Annotated in this window: 18 protein-coding genes; 7 read left to right on the top strand and 11 right to left on the bottom strand. The window is 63.9% G+C overall.

What is annotated here, in order from left to right; all coding sequences use genetic code 11:
• Positions 1-28: 28 nt before the first annotated feature.
• From CEY09_RS04005 to CEY09_RS03995, 3 genes are read left to right on the top strand one after another with little or no spacing between them, the layout of a single operon-like run.
• Positions 29-1,654, top strand: coding sequence for an FAD-dependent monooxygenase (locus tag CEY09_RS04005; protein ID WP_088587668.1), 1,626 nt, complete (start codon positions 29-31; stop codon positions 1,652-1,654).
• On the top strand, positions 1,651-1,878 hold the full coding sequence (locus tag CEY09_RS04000) for a hypothetical protein (RefSeq protein WP_088587667.1): 228 nt from the start codon (positions 1,651-1,653) through the stop codon (positions 1,876-1,878). The genes CEY09_RS04005 and CEY09_RS04000 overlap by 4 nt, the downstream gene beginning before the upstream one ends.
• Positions 1,875-2,339, top strand: a complete 465-nt coding sequence (locus CEY09_RS03995) for a MarR family winged helix-turn-helix transcriptional regulator (RefSeq protein WP_088587666.1) — start codon at positions 1,875-1,877, stop codon at positions 2,337-2,339. Before CEY09_RS04000 ends, CEY09_RS03995 begins: the two co-directional genes overlap by 4 nt.
• On the opposite strand, the gene CEY09_RS03990 is transcribed toward CEY09_RS03995, so the two are convergent.
• From CEY09_RS03990 to CEY09_RS03940, 11 genes are all read right to left on the bottom strand, one after another.
• A complete protein-coding gene (locus CEY09_RS03990; protein ID WP_006226318.1) occupies positions 2,336-2,662 on the bottom strand; it encodes a 4a-hydroxytetrahydrobiopterin dehydratase in 327 nt (108 codons plus the stop codon). The genes CEY09_RS03995 and CEY09_RS03990 overlap by 4 nt on opposite strands.
• 8 nt (positions 2,663-2,670) lie before the next feature.
• Positions 2,671-3,318, bottom strand: a complete 648-nt coding sequence (locus CEY09_RS03985) for a YiaD family glycine zipper/OmpA-like lipoprotein (protein WP_035213772.1) — start codon at positions 3,316-3,318, stop codon at positions 2,671-2,673.
• Positions 3,319-3,453: 135 nt separating this feature from the next.
• A complete protein-coding gene (locus tag CEY09_RS03980) occupies positions 3,454-4,119 on the bottom strand; it encodes an HAD family hydrolase (RefSeq protein WP_088587665.1) in 666 nt (221 codons plus the stop codon).
• A gap of 101 nt (positions 4,120-4,220) precedes the next feature.
• Positions 4,221-6,665 (bottom strand): TonB-dependent siderophore receptor, encoded by a 2,445-nt coding sequence (locus CEY09_RS03975; protein WP_088587664.1) that lies wholly within the window; start codon positions 6,663-6,665, stop codon positions 4,221-4,223.
• 112 nt (positions 6,666-6,777) lie between these two features.
• Positions 6,778-7,779, bottom strand: a complete 1,002-nt coding sequence (locus CEY09_RS03970; RefSeq protein WP_234818221.1) for a FecR domain-containing protein — start codon at positions 7,777-7,779, stop codon at positions 6,778-6,780.
• Entirely contained in the window at positions 7,766-8,281 is a 516-nt protein-coding gene (locus tag CEY09_RS03965; protein WP_085946966.1) for a sigma-70 family RNA polymerase sigma factor, read from the bottom strand. The genes CEY09_RS03970 and CEY09_RS03965 overlap by 14 nt, the downstream gene beginning before the upstream one ends.
• Before the next feature lie 84 nt (positions 8,282-8,365).
• Complete coding sequence (gene pdeM, locus CEY09_RS03960; RefSeq protein ID WP_088587662.1) at positions 8,366-9,049, bottom strand: ligase-associated DNA damage response endonuclease PdeM; 684 nt, start codon at positions 9,047-9,049, stop codon at positions 8,366-8,368.
• Entirely contained in the window at positions 9,033-11,495 is a 2,463-nt protein-coding gene (locus CEY09_RS03955) for a ligase-associated DNA damage response DEXH box helicase (RefSeq protein WP_088587661.1), read from the bottom strand. Before CEY09_RS03955 ends, pdeM begins: the two co-directional genes overlap by 17 nt.
• Positions 11,492-13,096 carry an ATP-dependent DNA ligase gene (locus CEY09_RS03950; protein WP_088587660.1) on the bottom strand — a complete coding sequence of 535 codons (1,605 nt, stop codon included), beginning with the start codon at positions 13,094-13,096 and terminating at the stop codon, positions 11,492-11,494. Before CEY09_RS03950 ends, CEY09_RS03955 begins: the two co-directional genes overlap by 4 nt.
• A gap of 21 nt (positions 13,097-13,117) precedes the next feature.
• A complete protein-coding gene (locus CEY09_RS03945) occupies positions 13,118-14,119 on the bottom strand; it encodes a ligase-associated DNA damage response exonuclease (protein WP_088587659.1) in 1,002 nt (333 codons plus the stop codon).
• A gap of 264 nt (positions 14,120-14,383) precedes the next feature.
• Entirely contained in the window at positions 14,384-15,721 is a 1,338-nt protein-coding gene (locus CEY09_RS03940; RefSeq protein ID WP_158218649.1) for an EAL domain-containing protein, read from the bottom strand.
• 781 nt (positions 15,722-16,502) lie between these two features.
• On the opposite strand from CEY09_RS03940, the gene CEY09_RS03935 reads away from it, so the two are divergent.
• The 4 genes from CEY09_RS03935 to CEY09_RS03920 all read left to right on the top strand — a co-directional run bounded on the left by CEY09_RS03935 (position 16,503) and on the right by CEY09_RS03920 (position 22,561).
• Complete coding sequence (locus tag CEY09_RS03935; RefSeq protein ID WP_337360708.1) at positions 16,503-17,183, top strand: response regulator; 681 nt, start codon at positions 16,503-16,505, stop codon at positions 17,181-17,183.
• Complete coding sequence (locus CEY09_RS03930; RefSeq protein WP_088587656.1) at positions 17,180-19,588, top strand: ATP-binding protein; 2,409 nt, start codon at positions 17,180-17,182, stop codon at positions 19,586-19,588. The genes CEY09_RS03935 and CEY09_RS03930 overlap by 4 nt, the downstream gene beginning before the upstream one ends.
• A 59-nt stretch (positions 19,589-19,647) precedes the next feature.
• Positions 19,648-21,765, top strand: coding sequence for an ATP-binding protein (locus tag CEY09_RS03925; RefSeq protein ID WP_158218648.1), 2,118 nt, complete (start codon positions 19,648-19,650; stop codon positions 21,763-21,765).
• Positions 21,766-22,024: 259 nt separating this feature from the next.
• The gene (locus CEY09_RS03920; protein WP_088587654.1) at positions 22,025-22,561 is read left to right on the top strand and encodes a fimbrial protein; all 537 of its coding nucleotides are present in this window, start codon (positions 22,025-22,027) and stop codon (positions 22,559-22,561) included.
• The last annotated feature ends 44 nt before the right edge of the window (positions 22,562-22,605 follow it).

Below are 22,605 nucleotides of genomic sequence, written 5' to 3'. Positions count from 1 at the left end.
GCGCACACAACTACATATCGGAGACAAGATGCCGCTCCCCTCGCAGGTTCCCGTCCTGATCGCCGGCGGAGGCCCCGTGGGCCTCACGCTTGCCGCCCTGCTGGCCGAATACGGCATCGCCTCGCTCACCGTGGAAGCCGACGATGATTACTGCGCCGGCAGCCGCGCCATCTGCATTTCGCGCCGGTCCCAGGAAATCCTGAGCTGGGCCGGCGCCGACCAGCCCTTGATGGCAACCGGGCTGCCCTGGACCGGCGGGCGCAGTTACTTCCGCGATCGGGAAGTCCTGCACTTCGAAATGCCGCATGACCCGTTGCAGCGCTATGCACCGATGGTGAACATCCAGCAGTACTCGATCGAGGAATACGCCCATCAGGCCATGCAGCGCCATCCCGGACAGGCCGCGCTGCAATGGTCGGCCCGGGTAGCCGGATTGCAGGCGGATGCGGACGGCGTCACGGTCGAGGTGGATGCTGGCGGCCAGCGCCAGACCGTGCGCGCCGACTGGCTGATCGCCTGCGACGGCGGACGCAGCACCGTGCGCGAAGCAATGGGCCTGAAACTGGAAGGCATGCAGTACGAAGGCCGCTACGTTATCGTCGACATCGAGCAAGCCTCCAGCCGCCCCGTCGAGCGCCTGGCCTGGTTCGATCCCCCTTCCAACCCCGGGTCGACGCTGCTGATGCATCGGCAGCCTGGCAACGTGTGGCGCGTGGACTATCAGATCCGCGACGACGAAGACCCCGACGAAGCCGTCAAGCCCGAGAACGTGCTGCCGCGCGTGCAAAGCCATCTGGACATGATCGGCGAGACCGCCCCCTGGAAGCCGCTGTGGATCTCCATCTACAACGCCAAGTGCCTGACGCTGGACCAGTATCGGCATGGCCGCGTGCTGTTCGCCGGTGACGCCGGCCACCTGGTGCCGATCTTCGGCGTGCGGGGCCTGAATTCCGGCCTGGACGACGCGGGCAACCTGGCCTGGAAACTCGCCTGGGTGCTGAAGGGCCAAGCGCCGGCCAAGCTGCTGGACAGCTACAGTGTCGAACGTGTCCACGCCACCCGACAGAACCTGGCCTACGGCGCGAAGAGCACCGAATTCATGGCGCCACCGGATTTCGGTTTTCGCCTGATGCGCGAGGCCGCGTTGCGGCTGGCGTTGGTGGACGACAACGTGCGCTCCTTGATCAACCCGCGCCAATCCGCGCCCATTTCCTACGACACCTCGCCCCTGAATCTGGCGGACGGCGCCCCCCAGACCGGCCCCGCCGCCGCGCCCGGCCAGCCCGCGCCCGACGCGCTGCTGCAGGACGGCGATGCGCCGCGCTACCTGAGCGAATGCTTTGGTCGCGGCTTCGTGGCGCTGGCGGTCTCGCCCGCCACGCCCCTGTCGGCGGAACTGGATGCGCTGGCTGCGGCAACGCAAGGCTTGCCGCAGCCCCTGCAGGTCGTGAGTGTGGGCGCCGGCGGCTGGCACGATGCGCATGACCAATTGCGGCAACGCTATGGCGCGGCTGACGGCATGGTCTACCTGCTGCGCCCCGATGGCTATGTGCTGGGCCGCTGGACCGCCCCCGACGCAGCGACCCTGCGCACCGCCCTCATTCCCTACTATCCCTCGATCGCCCTGCCCGCAAAGAAGGAGGCTCAAGCATGAACCACGAAGAACTGGACCAGGTCTATACCGGCATGGCGCAGGCGCTGACCCGCGTGGGCGAATCGAACGCGCCGCTGTTCCTGTCGATACTCGGTTTGTCGTTGCTGAGCCGGCAACCGGATGCAGCGTCCGCGCTGGCATTGCTGGCACAGGCAGAAAGCGCCTGCCGGGGCGATGACGCTGTGGCAAACTATCCCCCCGCCACTCCTGCCCGCCCGACGTGAAAACGCCTGCCCTGGAACGATTCCTGACCTATCGCCTGCACGTGCTCAACAAGATCACGGACCGGGATACGAATCGCGCCTACCTGTCAGACTGCGGCATTCCGTTAGGCGAAGCGCGCTGCCTGGCGGCGATCGGCCGCTACGCGCCGCTCTCCGTCAACGACCTGGCCCGGTCGGCCAACCTGAACAAGGGTCAGGCCAGCCGATCGGCCCAGGCGCTGGTTGAACGCGGACTGGTCGAAAAAGCCCTGTCGGCCGCCGACGGACGCGGCGTGGTGCTGACGCCGACCGACGCAGGCGTGGCGCAGTACCAGCGCATCATCGCGCTGATCGCGCAACGCAATGACGAGATCTTCGCTTGCCTGGATGCCGACGAACAACGCGTCCTGGGCGACATGCTGGATCGCCTGATCGACCATCTGCAAGCGCGCGAAGACGGCGAACCTGGCGAAGGCGCCTAAGCGCCTGCCTTCGGCGCCGTCGCGCCCATCTGCGCGGCGGCCTCGTCCATGAACTGCGCCATGCGCACATCCAGTTCGGTCACGCCGCCGGCGTCATGCGTGGTCAGCGTCACGTCCACCCGGTTGTAGACGTTGGTCCACTCCGGGTGGTGGTTCAGCTTTTCCGCGAACATGGCCACCCGCGCCATGAAGCCGAACGCCGCGTTGAAATTCGGGAAGCGGAAGCGCTTCTCGATGGCATCGCGCGTGGCCACGGCCTGCCAGCCTGACAACGCGGCCACGGCGATATCGGTGCCGATACGGGCGGGAGGAAACATGCTCATGACAGACCTTATTGCTTGACCGCGTACAGGTAGATTTCCACGCGCCGGTTCAGCGCGCGCCCTTCGGCGGTCGCATTATCGCCGATGGGGTCGTTCGGACCGCGCCCTTCCACCGCCATGCGCCCGGCGGCCACGCCTTGCTTGGCCAGGTAGTCCGTCACGCTCTTGGCGCGATTGACCGACAGCGTCTGGTTATGCGCAAGCGCGCCTGTGCTATCCGTATGGCCGACCACCTTGGTGCGCAGCTCCGGATGCTGGTTGAGCGAACGCGCCACGCTGTCGAGCACCGGCAGCAACGCGGGCTTCAGCTGCGTCTTGTCCGTGTCGAACGACACGCCGCTGGGAATATTGACCTTCAGGCTGCCGTCGGGCATTTCCACGACATCGATCCCCAGGGAAGACGCGCCGGACTGCTGCACATCATCCTTGACGACCTTCCAGTTGTACCCGACAAGACCACCTGCCACCGCGCCGATGCCGGCGCCGATGGCCGCCCCCTTGCCGTGCCCGATCAAGGCGCCGATGCCAGCGCCGACCGCCGCGCCTGCACCGGTGCCAACGGCGGTGTTCGTCTGCTGCTGCGTGGCGCACCCCGCCAGCAACGCGCCCGCCGCCGCGACTACCGCGATCCGGTTGAATATTGTTCTTGAGTTCATGGCAACCTCCACTATCCCGTCGGTGCGCCGGATCATTCCGGCGTAAACCATGCTAGCAAGGGGACGCCGCGGGACCAGCAACATTTTGTATTGGCGGACGGCCCCAAAAGGACCACCACGGGACGCCCGAACGGGTCAGGCGGTACGGAACCGGGCCAGCCACGGCAGCGCCTCATCCAGGCGGGGGGATTCACGCTCCGGCGCGGGCGCCCCTTCGGGCAAGGACAATCCCACGCGGTTGTGCCAGTACGTGCGCAGGCCCACCTTGCTGGTGCCGAACAGGTCGTAACCCGAGCCGGCGACGAATGCCGCATCTTCCGGCCGTACCTGCAAGCGCGCCAACGCCAACGCGTACGGCCGGGGATCAGGCTTGTAGAAACCCGCCTCTTCGGACGTCACCACCACGTCCCAGTCCACGCCCAGCAGACTGGCTGCCTGGCGGCCCAGGCGGTCGGAACAGTTGGTAACCACACCCAGGCGGCAATACGGGCGCAAAGCCTGCAGCAGCTCGCGCGCCCCATCCCACACGGGCAGCTCCACCCAATGCGCTTCCAGCGCCTGGGGCGCGCTGGCAGGAAGCCCCACCGCGGCGGCAGCCTCTTGCACCAATTGCTCATAGGGCTGATACGCACCGCAACCATAGGTGCGGCGCAGATAGTCAGCGCGCCAGGCTCGGCCCTGGACTTCGCTGCCCGCCGCGCGATTCCAGACCGTCCAGGAATCCAGCAAGGCGGTCAGCAGGTCGAACAGCACCGCTTGCGGGTAGCCGGACGGGACAGGGGTATCGGTGGAATCGGACATGCGGCGCTCCTTGGATGGCAATGCGGCCACTATAAAGAGCCGGACGCCCGCTGTGATTTAGCGGGCGTTTACCCATCGTTAAGCCGGCCCTTAATGCCGGACTACCAGCGGTAGGTGGCGGTCGCCAGCACCGTACGCAGGTCGCCGTAGCGGCAGTCGCCCTGGCTGCAATTGCTCAAATAGGTCTTGTTGGTCAGGTTGCGCACATTCAGCGCCAGATTCCAGCGCTGAATCTGATAGCCGACCATCGCGTCGATCAGCGTGTAGCCCGGCAGCTTTTTGGATGCGGATTCCGCGTAGCCCTGGTTGGGTCCGGTGTAACGCGCGCCGACGCCCACCTTGATGCCCGACCCGAAGCGGTAATCGGTCCACAGCGCAAACTGGTTGCGCGACACTGCCTGCATCTGCTTGCCCACTTCGCTGGGCGTGCTGCTGGCCGTCACATCGGCTTTGGGGGTATAGGTGTAGGCCGCCACCACATTCATCTGCGGCACGGGGCGGAACCCGGCTTCGAACTCCAGGCCGCGCACCTGCACTTCGCCCGTCTGCTTGGGCAGGAAATCCTCGGTATAGGTGATGTAGTTGCGGCGCCGCAGGTCAAACGCCGCGGCGCTGTAGCGGCTGGTGCCGCCCGGCGGCTCGTAGCGCACGCCCACTTCGTACTGGCGCCCCGTCTCCGGCTTCATCGGACTGTTGGTGACGGGATCGATGGTGGCCGTCGGCGAGAACGACTCCGCATAGCTGAAGTACGGCGCAATACCGCTCGGATGCAGATACACCAGCCCGCCGCGGCCGCTGAAATTGTGTTCGTCGACCTTGGTCCGCGACCCGTCGATATTGCTGCTGACATCGGCGGAGGCCCGGTCATAACGACCGCCCAGGGTGGCGACCCAGTTGCCCCACTTGATCTGGTCCTGCAGATAGAAGCCAGTCTGCGCCAGCCGGGTGGTGCCGTCGAACCAAGGGTCGGCGGGGTTCACGGGGCTGCCGTGCACCGGCGAATAGCCGTCGATCGGTCCCACCGTGCCGTCGTTGTAGGTGGCCTGATAGTTGCGCGAATGCTGGTAGTCCAGGCCGGCCAGGAACGTGTGCTGCCAATCGCCCAGCCTCAACTTGGCTTGCGCCTGGTTGTCGATCGTGAAGAGCCGAGCGTTCTCGTTGCTGCCGAACGGATAACGGTCCAACAGGCGGAAATTGGAGGGGTCGCTGGGATTGTCGGCGTCGACCGTCGCAAAGCCGCGCACATAGACCTGCCGATAGTCCACGCTGGTATAGCCGTAGCGCGCGTTCTGCCGCACCGTCCAAGTGTCGTTGAAACGGTGCTCCAGCATATACCCGACCATCCACTGTTCCTGGTTGAAGCGGTCAAAGCCCGGTTCGCCCACGTAGGTCTTCGGCGAGAACTTGCCGTTCGGGTTGGGCTGCAACGTGCCCGCTTCCGGGAAACTGCCATACGAACTGCCATCGCGTACGCGCAAATAGTGCGACAGCAGCGTCAACGTCGTGTCGCTGGACGGCTTGATGGTCAGCGCAGGCGCGATGTAGAAGCGGTCGTTCGGCAAGCCGCTGGCGGGCAGTTCGGCGTCGCGCGCCAGGCCGGTGATGCGGTAGAGCACTTTGCCCGCCTCGTCGACCGGCCCGGAAAAATCCGCCGCCACCTGGCGTCGCGCGTTGTTGCCGACCTGCACTTCCATCTCGTGCAACGGTTCCTCGGTGGGCCGCTTGCTGACCACGTTGATCATGCCGCCCGCCCCGTTCTGCCCATACAGCACCGACGTCGGCCCGCGCAGCACTTCGATGCGCTCGGCCCCGTAGACCTCGGTCTGCCAGACGGCCCAGCTGTTGTTGTTGCGCAGTTGCAAACCGTCCAGGTAGTAGCCGGGCGTCTGCGCGTCAAAGCCCCGGATGATCGTCCAGTCGAATCGGGAATCCGATCCCCACGGCGACGTGTTGATGCCCGGCGTATAGGACAGGCTTTCCTTCAGCCGGGACGCGCCGATCTCCTTGATGAAATCCGCGGATACCACCGAGATCGATTGCGGGGTCTCGAGGATAGTGCTGTCGGTCTTCGTGCCGGTGGCGCTGCGCTTGGCAAGATAGCCGTCGACCGGCCCCGCGGCCGATTCCGCACTGCCCGTCACCGTCACCGCGGGCAACGTGGTCGCGCCACGCGCGTCGGCCTCGGGCACCGGCGCAGGCCGCAGGGAATAGGCGCCGCTGGCCCCGCGCACGATGCGCAGGCCATGCCCACGCAACAGTTCAGCAAAGCCCTCCTGTACTCCGTAGCTGCCCGCCAGCCCCGCCGACGTCTTGCCCTGGATCAAGGCCCCATCCACGGACAACTCCACGCCCGCATCGCTGGCGTAGCGATTCAGCGTGCGGTCCAGCGGTCCGGCGGGGATGTCGTAGCGGCGGGGAGATTCAGGGGTGGATAGCGGGTTCGCGGCTTGCGCCCGCGCGGCGGACACGGGCAGTAGCGAAGCCCCGGCCAGCATCAAGGCCACGGCGACGTGGCGGTTCAGTTCAAGGGTGCGGCGGCGTGCCATCGGCAGATTCCTGGAAGTACGGACGATGAAGGTGCTTTTGACGTCTTCCGAACCAACCTGCGGAATCCTCAATGATTGGCAAAAATAAATTGCAACCGCGCTGCTTCGCCCGTTACGCGGGCTCCTTCGCGTGCACGGTCACCCAGTACGGCGTGCGGTAGCTCACGGTCAACGGCAGCCCCAGCATCAGGTTGCGCAAGGCGCGGTCGGTATCCTGCACCGAAAACACGCCCGTCACCCGCCAATCGGCCACGGCGGCATCGCAACGCAGGAAACCGGCGCGGTAGCGTCCCAGTTCCTCCAGGAAATCCGCCACCCGCATGTTTTCCGCCACCAGCACGCCGCGCGACCACGCCGCGGCGCTTTCGCGCACGGCCACCGGCGGCTCCGCCCGCTGAGCGGAAAAAACCGTCCGCTGGCCGCTATTGACGCGGACTACACCGCTATCCGCCCCAACCGCGTCAGCGGGATACACATCGACCGCGCCATCGAAAACCGCCACATGGGACAGGTCCGCCTCTTGGCGCACCGTGAAGCGCGTGCCCAGCGCCTGCACCATGCCCTGGCGGCTCTGCACGCGGAACGGACGATGCGCAGGCGCTTTATCCGGCGCGGTGGTCACCAGGATCTCGCCCCGCCTGAGGATGACGCGGCGTTCGCCCGCATCGAATCGCACGTCGATCGCCGTGCGGGTGTTCAGCACCACGCGGGTGCCGTCGGGCAAGGACACTTCGCGGACCTCGCCGGTGCCGCTGCGATGATCCGCCAGCACGGCCTGCCAATCGCCGGACTCGCGCAGAGCCAGCGCCGCCCCGCCCGCAGCCACGGCCAGGCCCAAGGCCTGCAAGGCCCGGCGTCGCCCGCGCGACGGCGCTTCCAGCAAGGCTCGGCTGGCGCCGGGGGCCGCCGCCTTGCCCAGTTTGGCGTCCATGAGCTGCAGACGGGACCACGCACGTTCATGGTCGGGATGCGCCGCCCGCCACTGGGCACAGGCCGCCAGGTCCGCGTCCGACGCGGTGTCCGACCACAGCCGCGCCATCCACTCCGACGCACGTCGGACAATCGCGGGATCGATCGGGGCCGCGACTCCTGGCGCCGCGTCAGCCCGCGTCATCGTAGAGCGCTTGATAGCAAGCCAGCAGCGCGGCGGCCACATACTTCTCCACCGACGACACCGACACGTTCAAGCGTTCGGCGATATCGCGGTAGCTCAAACCGTCCAGCTTGCACAGCAGCAATGCCATGCGCACTTTGGCGGGCAACTTGTGCAGGATGGTGTCGATCTCGACCAGCGCCTCCAGCACCAGCGCCCGCGCCTCTTCCGAGGGCGCCTGCGCCTCGGGCAGGCAAGCGACGGCGTCCAGATAGGCGGCTTCGATATTGCGGCGGCGGTACAGGTCGATCAGCAGGCCGTTGGCGATTTGGGTCAGGTATCGGCGCGACTGTTCCGGTTGCGGCGTCGTACCCGCCGCGATGATCCGCACGTAGGTGTCATGCGCCAGGTCGGCGGCGTCGAAGGCGTTGCCCAGCTTCTTGCGCAACCAACCGCGCAGCCAGCCGTGATGGTCGCCATAGAGCGTTTCGATAGCTTGGGCGGGAGCCCCGGGCGCGGACATGATGGGCAAACCTGGTTGTGGGAGACGAGAGGATCGGGGCCTTGCTGCGCCCAGGAATAAATGCGAATTATTCTTAATAATAATTTATTCGCGATTCGTTCCGCAAGACGCAAGGCGCCCCACCGCCAACGCGCTCCCCTCCACACACGCCACCAGGGCGCTGCCGGCCCCGGCGCCGACCGGGTGCCCGCCCGTGAAATCGGAAAACGCGGGCAACACGGTAATGCCTTCCCGAAGCCAGAAAGCCGGCCAACTGCGGGGGACGCCGGGCACGCGAGTCTTGGGATGCACATGGCCCGCGATGACGTGCAGGCCATGGGGATCGGCGTGCGGCAGATGCCGGAACAGGAAGGGCCCGTCGGCCAAGGATTCGCCCAGTTGTCGCAGGTTCAGCGCCGCGCCATCCAGGGCGCGGTCATGGTTGCCCGTCAGGGCCGCCACGTCCAGGTCCTCATACTGCTTGCGCCATTGCGCCCAGGCATCCCGCCACCCCGCCTGGGCCATCGGGCCATGCAGCACATCGCCCACGATCCATAGGCTGCGCGCAGCAGTAGAGTCGATCAACCGGGTCAGGCGCAGCAGGTCATCCTGCGTCGCGCCCCGCGGGACGGCGATGCCGGCCTGGCGAAAGACATGGCTCTTGCCCAGATGCAGATCCGCGATGATCAAGCGCGACCGTGCCGGCCAGTACAGGGCGCGCGCGCCCAGCAACACCACCGGTTCGTTCGCCAGCTTGATGGGCAGGGCGTCGTCACCCGATCCGGGCATAGCGCTTCTCCAATTGCGCGGCGGCGCGCTTGACGCGGGCCTGCCAGGTTTCCGTGCTGAGCTGGCCGCGCAAGCTTTCCGTCCATAGCGGAAAGGACAACGGCGTCAACGCGCGGGGCGCGCGCAGCTCCAGCGACCGCGCCGCGCAGTCCTGCAACGCAGCCTGCAACCGCGGCGCCTCCAACTGGAATTCCAGGACTTCTCTTTCGGCTTGCGCCAACAACAGATGGTCCGGGTCGTAGCGGCGCAACACGTCGTACAGCAGGCCGCTGGAAGCCTGCACCTGGCGCAGGGAACGTGCCGCGCGGCCCGGCAGCGAAGGCGTCAACAGCCCCGCCACCCGGGCGATCTCGCGGAACTGGCGGCGCGCCAACTCTCCCAGGTTGACACCATCGCGCAAGTCACCCGCCATCTGCTCGGGGCTAAGCAATTCACGCAGCAGCGCGTCGTCAAGGTCCGCGGGTTCCGCCAGGGTCAGCATCAAGCCGTAGTCGTTGACCGTGTATGAAAACGTATTGGCCTGCCGCCGCCCCCACCTCAGCGCGATCATGGCCGCCATGCCCTCATGGACGGCGCGTCCGGCGAACGGGAACAGGAACAGGTGCATGCCGCGGCGCGTGGCGATGCGCTCGGCCAGCAGACGGCCCCGATCCGGCAGCGCGCTGGCCTCGCGCTGGATCCGCAACAGCGGTTCCATGGCGCGCATCTCCGGGTGCTTGCCAGGATGCGCAAACAGGCTTTCGACCTCGCGGGCCAACTGGGTCGACAACGGCATGCGTCCGCCTTGCCAGGTCGCCACCGGTCCGTTGCCGCCCTTGGCGCGGCGCACGTAGGCCGTCATGCCTTCCAGCCGCACCAGTTCCAGCGTCCGGCCGGCAAACTGGAAGTGGTCGCCGGGGCGCAGGCGCGCCAGGAAGCCCTCTTCCACCGAGCCCAGCCCGCCGCCCCGCAAGTACTTCACCGAAACGGCGCCATCTGCGGTGATGGTGCCGATCGACAGCCGATGCCGCAGCGCGATGCGGCGATCATGGACGCGAAAGCATCCGTCGTCATCCTGCTGCACCCGGCGGAACTCGGGATAGTTCGACAAGGCGCGTCCACCTTGAACGATGAAATCCAGCACGGCCTGCCACGTGGCGGCATCCAGGCCGGCGTAGGCATGCGTGCCGCGGACCTCCTCATAAAGCGCAGCGGCGTCGAAGCCCCCGCCCAGCGCAAGGGTGACGGCGTGCTGCGCCAAGACGTCCAGGCTGCCGCGCGGCGGCGGCCGCGACTCGATGGCGCCGCGCGCAATGGCCTGACGCGCCGCGGCGTATTCGATCAGTTCCAGCGCCTGCGCCGGGACGCAGATCACGTGGCCGGATTCACCCGGCCGATGCTTGGCGCGGCCGGCGCGCTGCAACAGCCGGGCGACGCCTTTGGGGCTGCCGATCTGCAATACCTGATCCACCGCGGGAAAATCCACGCCCAGATCCAGACTGGACGTCGCCACCACACAGCGCAAGCTGCCATCCCGCAAGCCTTGTTCAGCCTGCGTCCGAAGCTTGGGGTCCAGCGAGCCGTGATGCAGCGCCAGCGTGGACAGCGCTTCGGGCCAGATGGATTCCAGCGCGCGATGCCATAGCTCGGCCTGCGCGCGGGTATTGGTGAACAGCAGGCTGGCGCGGACGTCGAACAAGCGCTTGAACACGCGCGGCAACTGGGACAGCCCCAGATGCCCGGCCCACGGCAAGGCACGGCTGCGCTCAGGCAGCAGCGTCGAGATCACGACCTTGCGCGGCGCCGCTCCCGCCACCAGCGGGCTGTCCGGCGCATGAGGCAGCAACACGGCACGCGCCTCATCCAGGTTGCCCAGCGTGGCCGACAGGCCCCACGTGCGCAACGCCGGTGACAAGCGGCGCAAACGCGCCAGGCATAGCTGCAGCAACACGCCGCGCTTGTTCCCCAGCAATTCGTGCCATTCGTCGACCACCACGCTGCGCAGCACGCGAAAGCGCGAAGACGCATCCGCGTAGGACAGCAACAACGCCAGCGATTCGGGCGTAATCACCAGTACGTCCGCCTTGCCCTGGCGCGCCAGGCGCTTGTCGCGCGCGCTGGCGTCGCCGGTGCGTAGCGCAACCGTCCAGTCCACCTCCAGCGCTTGCGCCGCATGGGCCAACGCCCGCGTGGTATCGGCCGCCAGCGCGCGCAGCGGTGTGACCCACAGCACCCGGGGCCCCGCGCCTGCCGCGCCGTGCGCGGTGGCCGGATCGGCCAGGGCCTCTAGCAGCGGCCCGCCGAACGCGGCCAGCGTCTTGCCACTGCCGGTCGGTGTGTGCAGCAGCCCCGATTGGCCATCCAGATAACGGCGCCAGGTCTCGCGCTGAAACGGCGCCGGCCTCCAGCCCTGCGCCTGGAACCAGGCCGACAGCGGCGCATCCCAGCCCCGCCGCGCTGCCGTCATCGTGCCAGCGCCTTCAAGGTGTCCAACTGGTCGGCCTCGGCTGCCGGCTTGTCGTGCCGCCAGCGCAAGATGCGCGGAAAGCGTACCGCCACACCGGACTTATGGCGCTTGGACAGATTGACGCCCTCGAATCCCAGTTCAAAGACCTGGACAGGTTCCACCGAGCGCACAGGACCAAAGCGTTCGCGCGTATGAGCGCGTAACCAGCGGTCCAGCGCCAGGATCTCTTTATCGTCCAGACCTGAATACGCCTTGGCAATGGGCACCAGCGTGTCGCCCTGCCACAAGCCGAACGTGTAGTCGGTGTAAAGCGTGCTGCGGCGGCCATGACCAGACTGCGCATACAGCAGCACGGCGTCGATCGTCAGCGGGTCGATCTTCCATTTCCACCAGTCGCCGCGCCGCCGACCGCTCTGGTAGACCGCAGTGCTGCGCTTGAGCATAAAGCCTTCCACGCCGCGTTCGCGGGCCTCTTCGCGCAATGAGGCGGCGGCGTCCCAACTGTCCGGCGCCACCAAAGGCGACAGCCCCAGGCGCGCATCCGGGTGACGACGCAGCAGCCCCTCCAGCTGCCGGCGGCGCTCGGCCTGCGGCAGTTCGCGCAAGTCGGCGCCATCAAGCTCCAGCAGGTCGTAGGCCAACATTCGAACAGGCGCGTCGGCCAGCCACTTGGGACCGGGCTTAAGTCGTTGGATGCGCGTCTGCAAGGCAGAGAACGGCATGGGCTGGACCGCGTCTTCCTGCCACGCGAGCAGTTCGCCATCCAGCACGCAATCCACGTCCAGCGCCGCGGCGGCCGCCTCGACTTCGGGAAAGCGACCGTCCAGCCGCTCTTCGCCCCGCGACCACAACGCCACCTCGCCATGGCGGCGGATCAGCTGGGCGCGGATGCCGTCCCACTTCCATTCCAGCAGCCAGTCCTGGATGGGGCCAAGCGCAGACGGCGCCCCCTCCAGCGGCGACGCTAAAAAGAACGGGTACGGCTGTTGGCGATCGCCGGGCAGGTCCTCGGCGCTGAGCAGGTCGCGCAAAAAGGCGGGGCTGGGTTCCCAGGTGCCCAACATCCGCTGGGCAATGCGCGCGATCGGCACGCCCGACATCTCGGCCAGCGCCTGCTGCACCATGCGTTGGGACACACCCACGCGCAGCGCACCTGTCAGCAGCTTGTTGAAGACAAGTCGTTCCTCGAACGGCAGACCGAGCCAGGCGGAAACGATGACGTCGCGCCGCTCGGCCTCGTCGCGGTTGGCGACAGGCAGCAACACCTCTTCGATCCAATCCGCCAAGCCGCGCTCCGGCGCCGGATGAGCGGGATCGGGCATCAGCAGCGCCAGCGTTTCGGCCAGGTCCCCGACCTGGTCATAGCTCGCGTCGACGAGCCAGGGCGCCGTACCTGAGGCTGCCGCGGTCCAGGCGCGCAATTCGGCCACGCCCGCAATCTTGCGGCGTGCGCTGGTGATCTTTCCGCCTGCTAGCAGGTACAGCGCCCAAGCAGCATCGCGCGGCGGCGCATCCCCGAAATACGCGGCCAGCGCCGCCCGCTTGTCCAACGTGGCGGTACTGCGGTCCAGCTCCTGATACAGCGCTGCGAATCGCTTCATGCCCGGGTACGCCTCCGATGTCTAATCGTCTTCGCCATACTGCGTGGCCAGCGTTTCAGCCGCCACGCCCGCTTCGTTCAGCGTGCGCACCAGCGCGTCCGTGTCGCCGTGCGTGGCGATGACGCGGCGCGCGCCGGTGTCATGGATGGTGCGCAGCAGATCCGGCCAGTCCGCATGGTCGGACACCACAAAGCCGCGGTCCATGTTGCGGCGGCGGCGGTTGCCGCGCAGTCGCATCCAGCCCGACGCGAAGCCTTGCTGCGCACGGCGAAAACGCCGCAACCACGCGCTGCCCGCGGCCGACGGCGGGGCAATGACCAACTCCCCCGCAAAGCCGGCCGCCGCCTGCGACTTGCCGTCGGCATCGATCACCAGCCGCGTGTCGGCCATGTCGATACCCGCCTGCCGATACACGTCCACGCCGGCCGCGATGGCGCCATGCACGTAGACAGGCCGGTCGATGAAGGGCTTGAGCTCGGCCAGGACGCGCTGCGCCTTGCCCAGCGCGTAGCAATACAGAATGGCGGCCTCGCCGCGCGCGGCGCACAGATCTCGCCATTGCACGATGTCGCGGGCGACGTCCGCCGCGCTGGGCCAGCGATAGATCGGCAGCCCGAACGTGGCTTCGGTGATGAAGGTGTCGCAGGGCACGACTTCAAATGGGCTGCAGGTAGGGTCCGGCTGACGCTTGTAGTCCCCCGACACGACCCAGGTCTGGCCGTCCGCCTCGATGCGTACTTGTGCGGAACCCAGGACGTGCCCGGCCGGATGCAGCGATACGCGGGCATTGCCCAGCGTGAACGGCTGGCCGTAGGCGTGCACGCGATAGTCCTGCTCGCCCAATCGCCATTGCAGGATCGGCAGGCCTTCGGCACTGGTGTGATAGCAGCCCATTCCCACCCTGGCGTGATCGCCATGTCCATGGGTCAGCACAGCGGTGGCCACCGGCCGCCATGGGTCGATGTAGAACTGGCCGGCCGGACAGAACAGGCCTTCGGGTCGCAATTGCACGACATCATACATAGGGCTCTCCGGGCACAGCGCTTGCTGATGGGCAGTCCGGACCCACGGCTCATTGCGCCGCAGGTTGAAAACGCTTCACGATACTCCAAAAGAATCCATGCGCCCCCCGCCACCCGCACGTTCTCAGCTTAAGTGGACATCAGTGCGAAAGAAGTTCCACTCATAGTGCAACAATGTCTCGGACAAGGATTCCTTTCCCCGCAGTGCAACGACGGTCTCCTCATCCGCTAATGCAAATTGCGACCACGCCAAGCTTCTGAGCCGCTATGGCGTGCGGTCCACGGGCATGCAAAGCTGCAGAAAGTTGAGCCCGTCTAACGGCTTGGACAGGGCAAAGCCTTGCCCTTTGTTGCAACCCAGACGGCGTAGGGTCGCGATACTGGACTCGTCTTCAATGCCTTCGGCCACCAGACTCATATTCAGCAGGCTTGCCAACGAGGCGATCGTCGCGATAACCCCTCTAGAAGGCGCTTTCTGATCGATCTCCTTGACGAATGAGCCATCGATCTTGACCTCGTCGAAAGGCATTGTGGCCAGCAAGTTCATGGTGGCGAAGCCGGATCCGAAGTCATCTAATGACGTCAGGAATCCGTGTGTACGCAGCGAATTCAAAGCCCCGGACAAGAGCAAAGGATCCTCCACGGGTAATTCCTCGGTCAGCTCGATCTTGAGCAAGTGCGGAGGCAGGCCCGCATGCTCCATCTTTTGGGCGAGGAATTTGGCGAAGCCCTTCGTGCACACTGTCTTCACCGATGCATTGACGGCAATCGGGATGTCGATGCCGCGGCCATGGAGAATTTCAAGGATTTCAATCACCTTCTTCTTCACGAAGCCGAACAGCATCAGGTTCAGATCCAGCCGGTTCACGATCGGGATGAACACCGTGGGCGATATGTTGCCGTGTTCGGGATGCGTCCAACGGGCCAGGGCTTCCGCCCCGACAATCGCCTTCGTCTGCAGGTCGTACTGCGGTTGCAAGACAATATGCAGACCCGTTCCACCACTGACCGCGGCGATCAGATCGTCCTCCAGCGGCAGTTCGTCGTAGGGAACCGCGGGTTGGAAGACCGAGGTCTGAGTATGCACAAGAAAATCCAACGTCGCGGCAAACCGCGCCACTTCGTTGCCCCGGCTAATACCGACGTTGATGCCGGCATGCCGTGCCAGCCTGGCATGCGCTTCCAGCGCCTGTAACGACACCTCTCCACGCTTGTCCCGCTCTGGGCGAACCGGCTTCGAGTCTTCCCCCGAAGAGGCTGAATCGTATGCGCCATGGCGCGCGTCGGGTGCCGACTCCACCGACCAGAGGATGCGGGGCGCCTCGTGAACTCTGCCGTCCCTTCTCATCGTTCGTAGCAAACTGGGCAGCATCAACCCCTCTTCGTAGCCCGGGTAGATGCCACATACGATGACATCCACCGGAGCCGTCCGCACCAACGTTTCCACGTCTTCGAGGCGCGCGGCATGCTCGAATCGGCTTATACCTAAGAGGGTCAGCGTATCGGTGACTGCTCGGGCCTGCTCGGGATCAGGAGTGAAAGCGACGACGTAAAGCGTCTTGAATACCGCTGAAGAGGCTTCCTCTAGATGTACATGTCCCATGCTTGGTCGCTCAGATGAAAAAGGTTGTGAGCGACAACTGTAGTGTCGGGAACGAATTTGAGAAATCGGACTGGGACGAAATTGAGAGCGCATCCGTAGTGAATTGAGGTGCGATCGCAGCGCAGACCGGGAGACAACGATGACTGCAGCTTGGACAAATCTGGGACACAGGCGATCCAAACTTGTCGATTCTTGACGTTCTTAGCTTTGCTTTTAGGAGTGCGCTGATTTCCTGAAAAGTGGCAGCTTCATATAGTCCCGCCATGTGATCTCGAATCCCACATCTGCAAGTAGCATCCACGGCAGCCCGTCTCAGAAGTGGTGCTGGGGTGCGAACGTATAGGGACTAACCGGTACGGCAGATATCGGCAAGCCCGCACGCGGCAGTGGCACTCAAAAACATCACGCACGCAATACTCTCCAGCCCCCCTCTGCCGCACACCTCCTCCCAATTTGTATGACATTCGAATTTTTGACCGAATCGGCAAGTCTGGGCAGACGGTTCAGCACGCGAGGCTTGAGAGCAGGCTCGGCATGGCGGTGACCACCTACGAGCATCTGGAATGCGGCCTCGTGCTGCTTTGCAAATGGACTGAACCCGCCATCACATCGCGACTCGCGGCAATAGGCCTTACTGCCCACCTGATACGGCCCGCCACAACCAAAAAAATGGCGGCCGCCATATTGCGGCACCGGGGAATTCGTAGTATTTATCCATCAAATTAAAGAACTGCTCCGGATTATTCCGATATCGTTCTTATTATGGCGAGAGGCGACTATCGTGTCGAACACCTTTGCAAGCAGTGTGCGCGTGGCTATCTTGGATGATCACGCCGTCGTTCGAAACGGACTCGTCGCTCACCTGCAATCTGAAATCGGCATAGAAATCACCGGGGTTTACAACAGCAGCCGGGCGATGATCGCTGGGGTTGTCCAGAGTCCCGCCGATGTATTGCTCATCGACTACGCACTGGGTCCGGACGATATGGACGGCGTGGCCTTGATCCGCGCTTTGCGCCTCCGGTTTCCCTCATCCCACATAATCGTGCTCTCGGCACATAACGAACCGGCTACCGTGGCCCTGGTGCTCCGGGCAGGCGTGCGGGGATTTGTCTCCAAGACGCAGGACATGGCCGAGATCGCTCGCGCCATCCGAGTGGTGGCCAGCGGCGCCGTTTTTCTTGAAGCACAGATGACATTCCGCTTGGCCGACGCTACGACCAACCACGTTCCCGTGCAAAGTGACGAGTCGGGCGACGCTGTCTACGGCGCGGCGCTATCCGCCCGGGAGCGCGAGGTTATTCGCTGTTTTCTCGACGGCATGACGGTGACCCAAATCGCCGAAAAATTCAACCGAAGCATAAAGACGATCAGTAGTCAGAAGGCGGCCGCGTTCCGCAAGCTCGGCGTGACGTCAAACAACGGCCTGTTCAAGGTCCGGCACATCATCGACTCACTATGAAACCGCGCACGCCCCTCGGACGTTTCCTTGGAGCGTTGTTAGTGTGGTCGGGGTTGCTGGCGCAGTCGGCATTTGCAGTCCAGTCAGATAAGTTCACCAAGGAAGAACGTGCCTGGATCGTGGCGAATCCGGTCGTGATGGTGGGCGTCCGGACGGACGTCGCGCCACTGGAATACACGGTAAACGGACAACTCAGGGGTTTGTCAGCCGAATATCTGAAGGCGGTCAGCCGGCTGACCGGGCTGAAAGTCGAGATCAGGGAAATCAACGACAGACCCACGTCGGTATCAGGATGGCCGAAAGACGGCATTGTGGACATGTTCGCACTTGCCGTCCGCAACATTCGTTCTCCGTCTGATCCATCTGATTCCCTGTTCACTGCCCCCTATTACGTCAGCGCGACCATCATCGTTACGCAAACGGGAGCCCCCCTCATGGTGGATGTGGGCGAACTCGATGGTCAAACGGTGGCCGTGCCGCGATACAGCGTCTTCGAAACCAAGTTTCGTGAAGTCCTGCCGAAGGCCAGGATCATTACCGGCGACGGGGCCGTGGGAACACTTGAATTGGTTGCTACGGGAAAAGCCGACGCGGCAATCGGCCTAGACGGGTTTCTTTCTCCCCTCATGTCGGGACGCTATGCCGGAATACTGCAAGTATCGGGCGTGATCTCATCTGTCTACGCCGAGTTGAGCATGGCGGTCTCTAGCGATCGGCCGATGCTGTACTCGATCCTTCAGAAGGCGCTGCAACAAATTACCGCGGAGGAATCCTATCGGATGAATGAGGCGTGGCTCGAACAAGTGCGCTTTGGCGAGCCATCTCTGGGAGTGCTCGTCCGGCATTACAGCCAGCAAGGCTTGTTGCTGTCCGGGGTTTGTATCTTGTTGGGCGGGCTAGCCTACATTTGGCGGCGCGAGCATCGACGGGCCGTTCGGGGCGAAGGCGAGAAAGCCATGTTCCTTGCCGTCATGAGCCACGAGATTCGATCCCCCATGAACGCGGTGCTCGCATCGGTGGAATTACTCCAGCGTACCCCTTTGGATAGCGAACAACGGCGATTAGTCGGTTTGGCCCATGATGGCGGCGGGGCGCTGTTGCGTCTACTCAACGACGTGTTGGATATCACCAAGCTGGAGGCAGGCAAATTCGTGTTGGAGTTTGAGCCGACCGACATCGCCGCGCTAGCGCGGGAAGTGGCTGAATTTTTCAGAGCACAAGCGGAAGAAAAGGGCATCGAACTCGTTGCGATGCTTCCAGACTCATGTGGCATGTTGCTGCTGGACGCGCCGCGGACGACCCAGATTCTGCACAACCTTGTGTCCAATGCGATCAGATTCACGCCTACAGGATCGGTCACAATCACGGTTGCATTCTTGCCCCACGAAGATTGCGCGCCCGACGGCGTGCTACGCATCGAGGTTGCGGATACCGGGATTGGAATCGACGAAAGCGCCCAGTCCCGATTGTTCCAATCCTACGCGCAAATGAAGAAAGCAATCAGGCGGCGTGACGGCGGAACAGGGCTGGGCCTGCTAATCTGCCGTGAACTTGTCACGCGGATGAATGGGCACATCTCCGTGCACAGCTTGCTGGGGACCGGGACCACGGTAACGCTGTCGTTGCCGGTAACGAGCGCCGCCGCAAGCGAAGGCACCCCGAAGGATGCAGGCCTGCCGGCGGCGTCCTCGGAGTTCGACAGCGCCGCCATTTTGTTGGTGGAGGATACGCCCGCGAATCAGTTTGTGATTCAGGCGCAGCTGGACCGTCTGGGATGCAAAGTCCGACTTGCCGCGGATGGCGCACAGGCCATGCTGGCATTCCAACAAGCGAACTATGACCTGGTTCTGATGGACTGCGATTTGCCCGATACGGACGGCTACACGTTGGCCCGGAAATTCCGCGCACTCGAAGCCGCGCAGGGCGCGTCACCCTGTTCGATCATCGCGATCTCGGCAATCTCGGGCAGCACGCACACCCTGCAATGTCTGAACGCTGGCATGGATGGGGTACTCAGCAAACCAATCCGGCTGGCCAAGCTGCAGAGCACCATCGAGAACTTGTGCGGGGTGTCGCTGACTGAGCCGAACGAGGAATCGCCCGTCAGTGCACCTGCGCCCCCCACAATGGATGCACATATCGCTTTGGGCTTTGTGCAAGAGGATCTGAGCATGGTGGTTGCCGCGTGGGCGGAAGGCGACGTGTCCAGGGCGAAGCATCACGCGCACCGCTTGCGCGGTGCCAGCATGAGCTTAGGATTACTAACGCTGAGCCGATTGGCGACAGGCCTCGAAGAATTGCTGGATTCTGGCCCGGACATGGACGCCGAGGACGTCCTTCAGGTAATCAAAGACGCGGACCTTGAACTCCGGCGCATTATCGCTGCCGCAAAGGGCGCTCATTGATGCCGAAAATGCTGCCCCGCCTGCCAACAAGGACCGAGGGGACAACGCGGCGCCGTGGTTTGCCGAAGCGAATCCTGATTGCTCTCGGCGTGTGCTTTTGCATCTTGATTGCAGCGCTTTTTCTGGGCGTGACGGCAATCCGCAATTCCAGCACTGCCCCTTCATTGGCCGCGCTGCCAATACTGGATTTGAGCCGCGAAGAGCAGGCGTGGATCGCCGCAAACCCGGTCGTAATAGTGGGCGTGATGCCCAATAGCAGTCCGCTTGAGTACCTCGAGGACGATACCGCGCGGGGATTGCCGGTTCAGTACATAAGGGAAGTCGGCCTTCGCACTGGATTGACCTTCACCTTCAAACCCGCGGAAAGTGTCCAGTCGCGCCTGGACTGGCTCAAATCGGGGGAAATCGACATGCTATCGATGGCCTCACGAAATCTCGGGCGCGTACCCCGTACGCCGGGCGTGCTCTTTACACCTGCCTACATCGTCAGTGCGACAGTCGTGGTGACGCGGGCGCATGAGCATGCCGTGACAGAACTGGACGAACTCGCCGACAAGACGGTCGTGGTGCTCGAGCACGCGCCATACGCCAATTTGCTAAAGGGTAAGGTGGGAAAGATCAAGCTGACTGCCGAAACAGTAGGCACAGCGGTATTGGACATGGTGGCCCGGGGGGAGGCGGACGCCACGATCGGCACTGAACTCTTTCTGGCGCCCTACCTGAATCGCCGCTATGCGGGAACATTGCAGATTGCAGGGGTGCTGTCATCAATGACCGCCGAGCTCGCCATGGCCGTCTCTGAAGACAAGCCTTTGCTGAGGTCCATTTTGCAAAAGGCGCTACGGTCCATTTCCGCCCAGAGAGCGGCTGAATTGCGGCAGGCTTGGATCGAAGATATTGACCTGGGCGCCCCACCGCTGTCCACGCTGATTCGGCACTATGGCCCGCAGGGCCTGGCCGCGTTGGCAACGCTCTGCCTGCTGGGATTTCTGACATATCGCACGTGGCGAGAGTACCGACGGGCGGTCAGGAGCGAACGGGAAAAAGAGATTTTCCTGTCAGTGATGAGCTACGAAATCCGCACTCCGATGAACACCGTTCTGGCGTCGGTGGAGCTGCTACGGAATACGTCGATGGGCGAGCAGCAGCGGCACTTGGTGGGGTTGGCCAACAGCGGTGCAAGCGCTCTGCTGCGCCTGTTGGATGGTGTGCTGGATATTTCCAAGCTCGAAGCCGGAGATTTCGTCCTGGATTACCTGCCCACGGATATTGCAAGTCTTGCGCGCGACGTTGTCGACCTGCAAAGACTGCAGGCACAAGAGAAGGGTATTGGGCTGAATTTAACGGTTCCCGATGGGTGCGCAAGATTGATGCTGGACGCCACGCGCACGAATCAGATTCTTCATAACCTGGTATCCAATGCCATTAAGTTCACGGACAGAGGCGCGGTTGATGTCGCCATCGCGTTCTCGCGCATCTCTGGATCCGAGCACTGTGGCCTGCTCGAGATACACGTGTCCGACACCGGAATCGGCATACCCGAACAGGCGCAGGCTGAGCTGTTCCGTCCTTATGCGCAGGTCATCGGCTCCCCATCCAGGCGGCCCGGAGGCACTGGCCTGGGTCTGCTTATTTGTCGCGAATTGGTCACACTCATGAAGGGGCACATCGCGCTTCGCAGCGCGCCAGGCGTGGGGACGACGGTGACGCTGACGCTTCCGGTCGATGTTTATCTTTCGCAGCAGGCCTGCGAGTCCGACGCGCAGGCAGCAACCTCGACAGGCGCGCGCCTGGAGATTTTGCTGGTGGAGGATCTACCCGCGAACCAAGCTGTGCTTCAGATGCAATTGGCAAGCCTGGGATACGGCGTGTCGGTGGTGGGCGACGGTGCACAGGCGCTCCAGATGTATCGGGAGCGCTGCTACGACCTCGTTCTGATGGATTGCGATCTACCGGACACGGATGGCTATACGCTGGCCCAGACGATTCGAAATCACGAGTCAGCGCAAGGCACGCAAGCGACGCCCATCATCGCGATTTCAGCAGCCACGGGTGCGGAGCATGCCCAGCGTTGCGCAAAGGCCGGCATGAATGGCGTCATCAGCAAGCCCATCCTGCTGGCAAAACTGCAGGATGCCATCGAAAGGTGGGCAGGTGCCAACCCGGCCAGGACGTAGGATGCAGATTCGCGCTAGGTGAACGCGCCTTTCGCACCATATCGCGTTGGGCGCGGCCGCCCAACCTTCTGCCCCATTTTTGCACTCGCGCCTTCTGCGCAAGCGGGTCGAGCCACACATTATGCGAGCCTGAGCTGCATTTTCGGAGTGCGCCCTATGTTGGGAGAGAGCGTCGGTTGATAGCATGATTTCGTTGCGGAAATTCTGTTGCGCAACGCCAAATCAAACCGATCTCATCTCTTAATTTAGTGCTCATACCATGAACCGTTCTCTTCTGGCTTCCTCGATCCTGGCTCTGGCCGCAACCCTTCCCTCGCTGGCGCAAGCTAACGGCGGCACGATCACCATCAACGGTGAAATTACCTCCCAGACTTGCAAAATTGAAAACGGCAACGGCGATATCACCGTCACCCTGCCCAAGATTGCCGCTGGCCGCATGCAAGGCGTCCAGACCGCAGGCGCTACTCGCTTCGTGATCCGTCTGACGGAGTGCGAGGCCCCCACTGGCGGCGTGCGTGCCTTCTTCGAGCACGGCACTGGCGTCACTTCTGACGGACGTCTGAGCAACGTGGCCGCAGTCAACTCCGCGGCGGGCGTGGACGTCGAATTGTTCAACATTGAAAACAACAACCAAATCAATATCGGCACCTCCGAGGAAGCGCAGAACACCAACTTCGTCGAAATCGCGTCAGGCGCGGCAACGTTGACCTACGGTGCGCGCTACTACCGCACGGCCGCCACGGTGACTGCGGGTCTGGTGCGAGCCCAGGCTGTCTACTCGTTGAACTATCGCTAAATTCCTAGGGACTGCGGTCGGGTCGCATTTACCGTGTGGCCCGC

It is taken from the genome of Achromobacter marplatensis (assembly GCF_002209535.1).
In the GTDB taxonomy this organism is placed as follows: Bacteria; Pseudomonadota; Gammaproteobacteria; order Burkholderiales; family Burkholderiaceae_B; genus Achromobacter; species Achromobacter marplatensis.
Note: the sequence above shows the minus strand (reverse complement) of the source record. Positions and strands in the feature narration are given on the sequence as shown.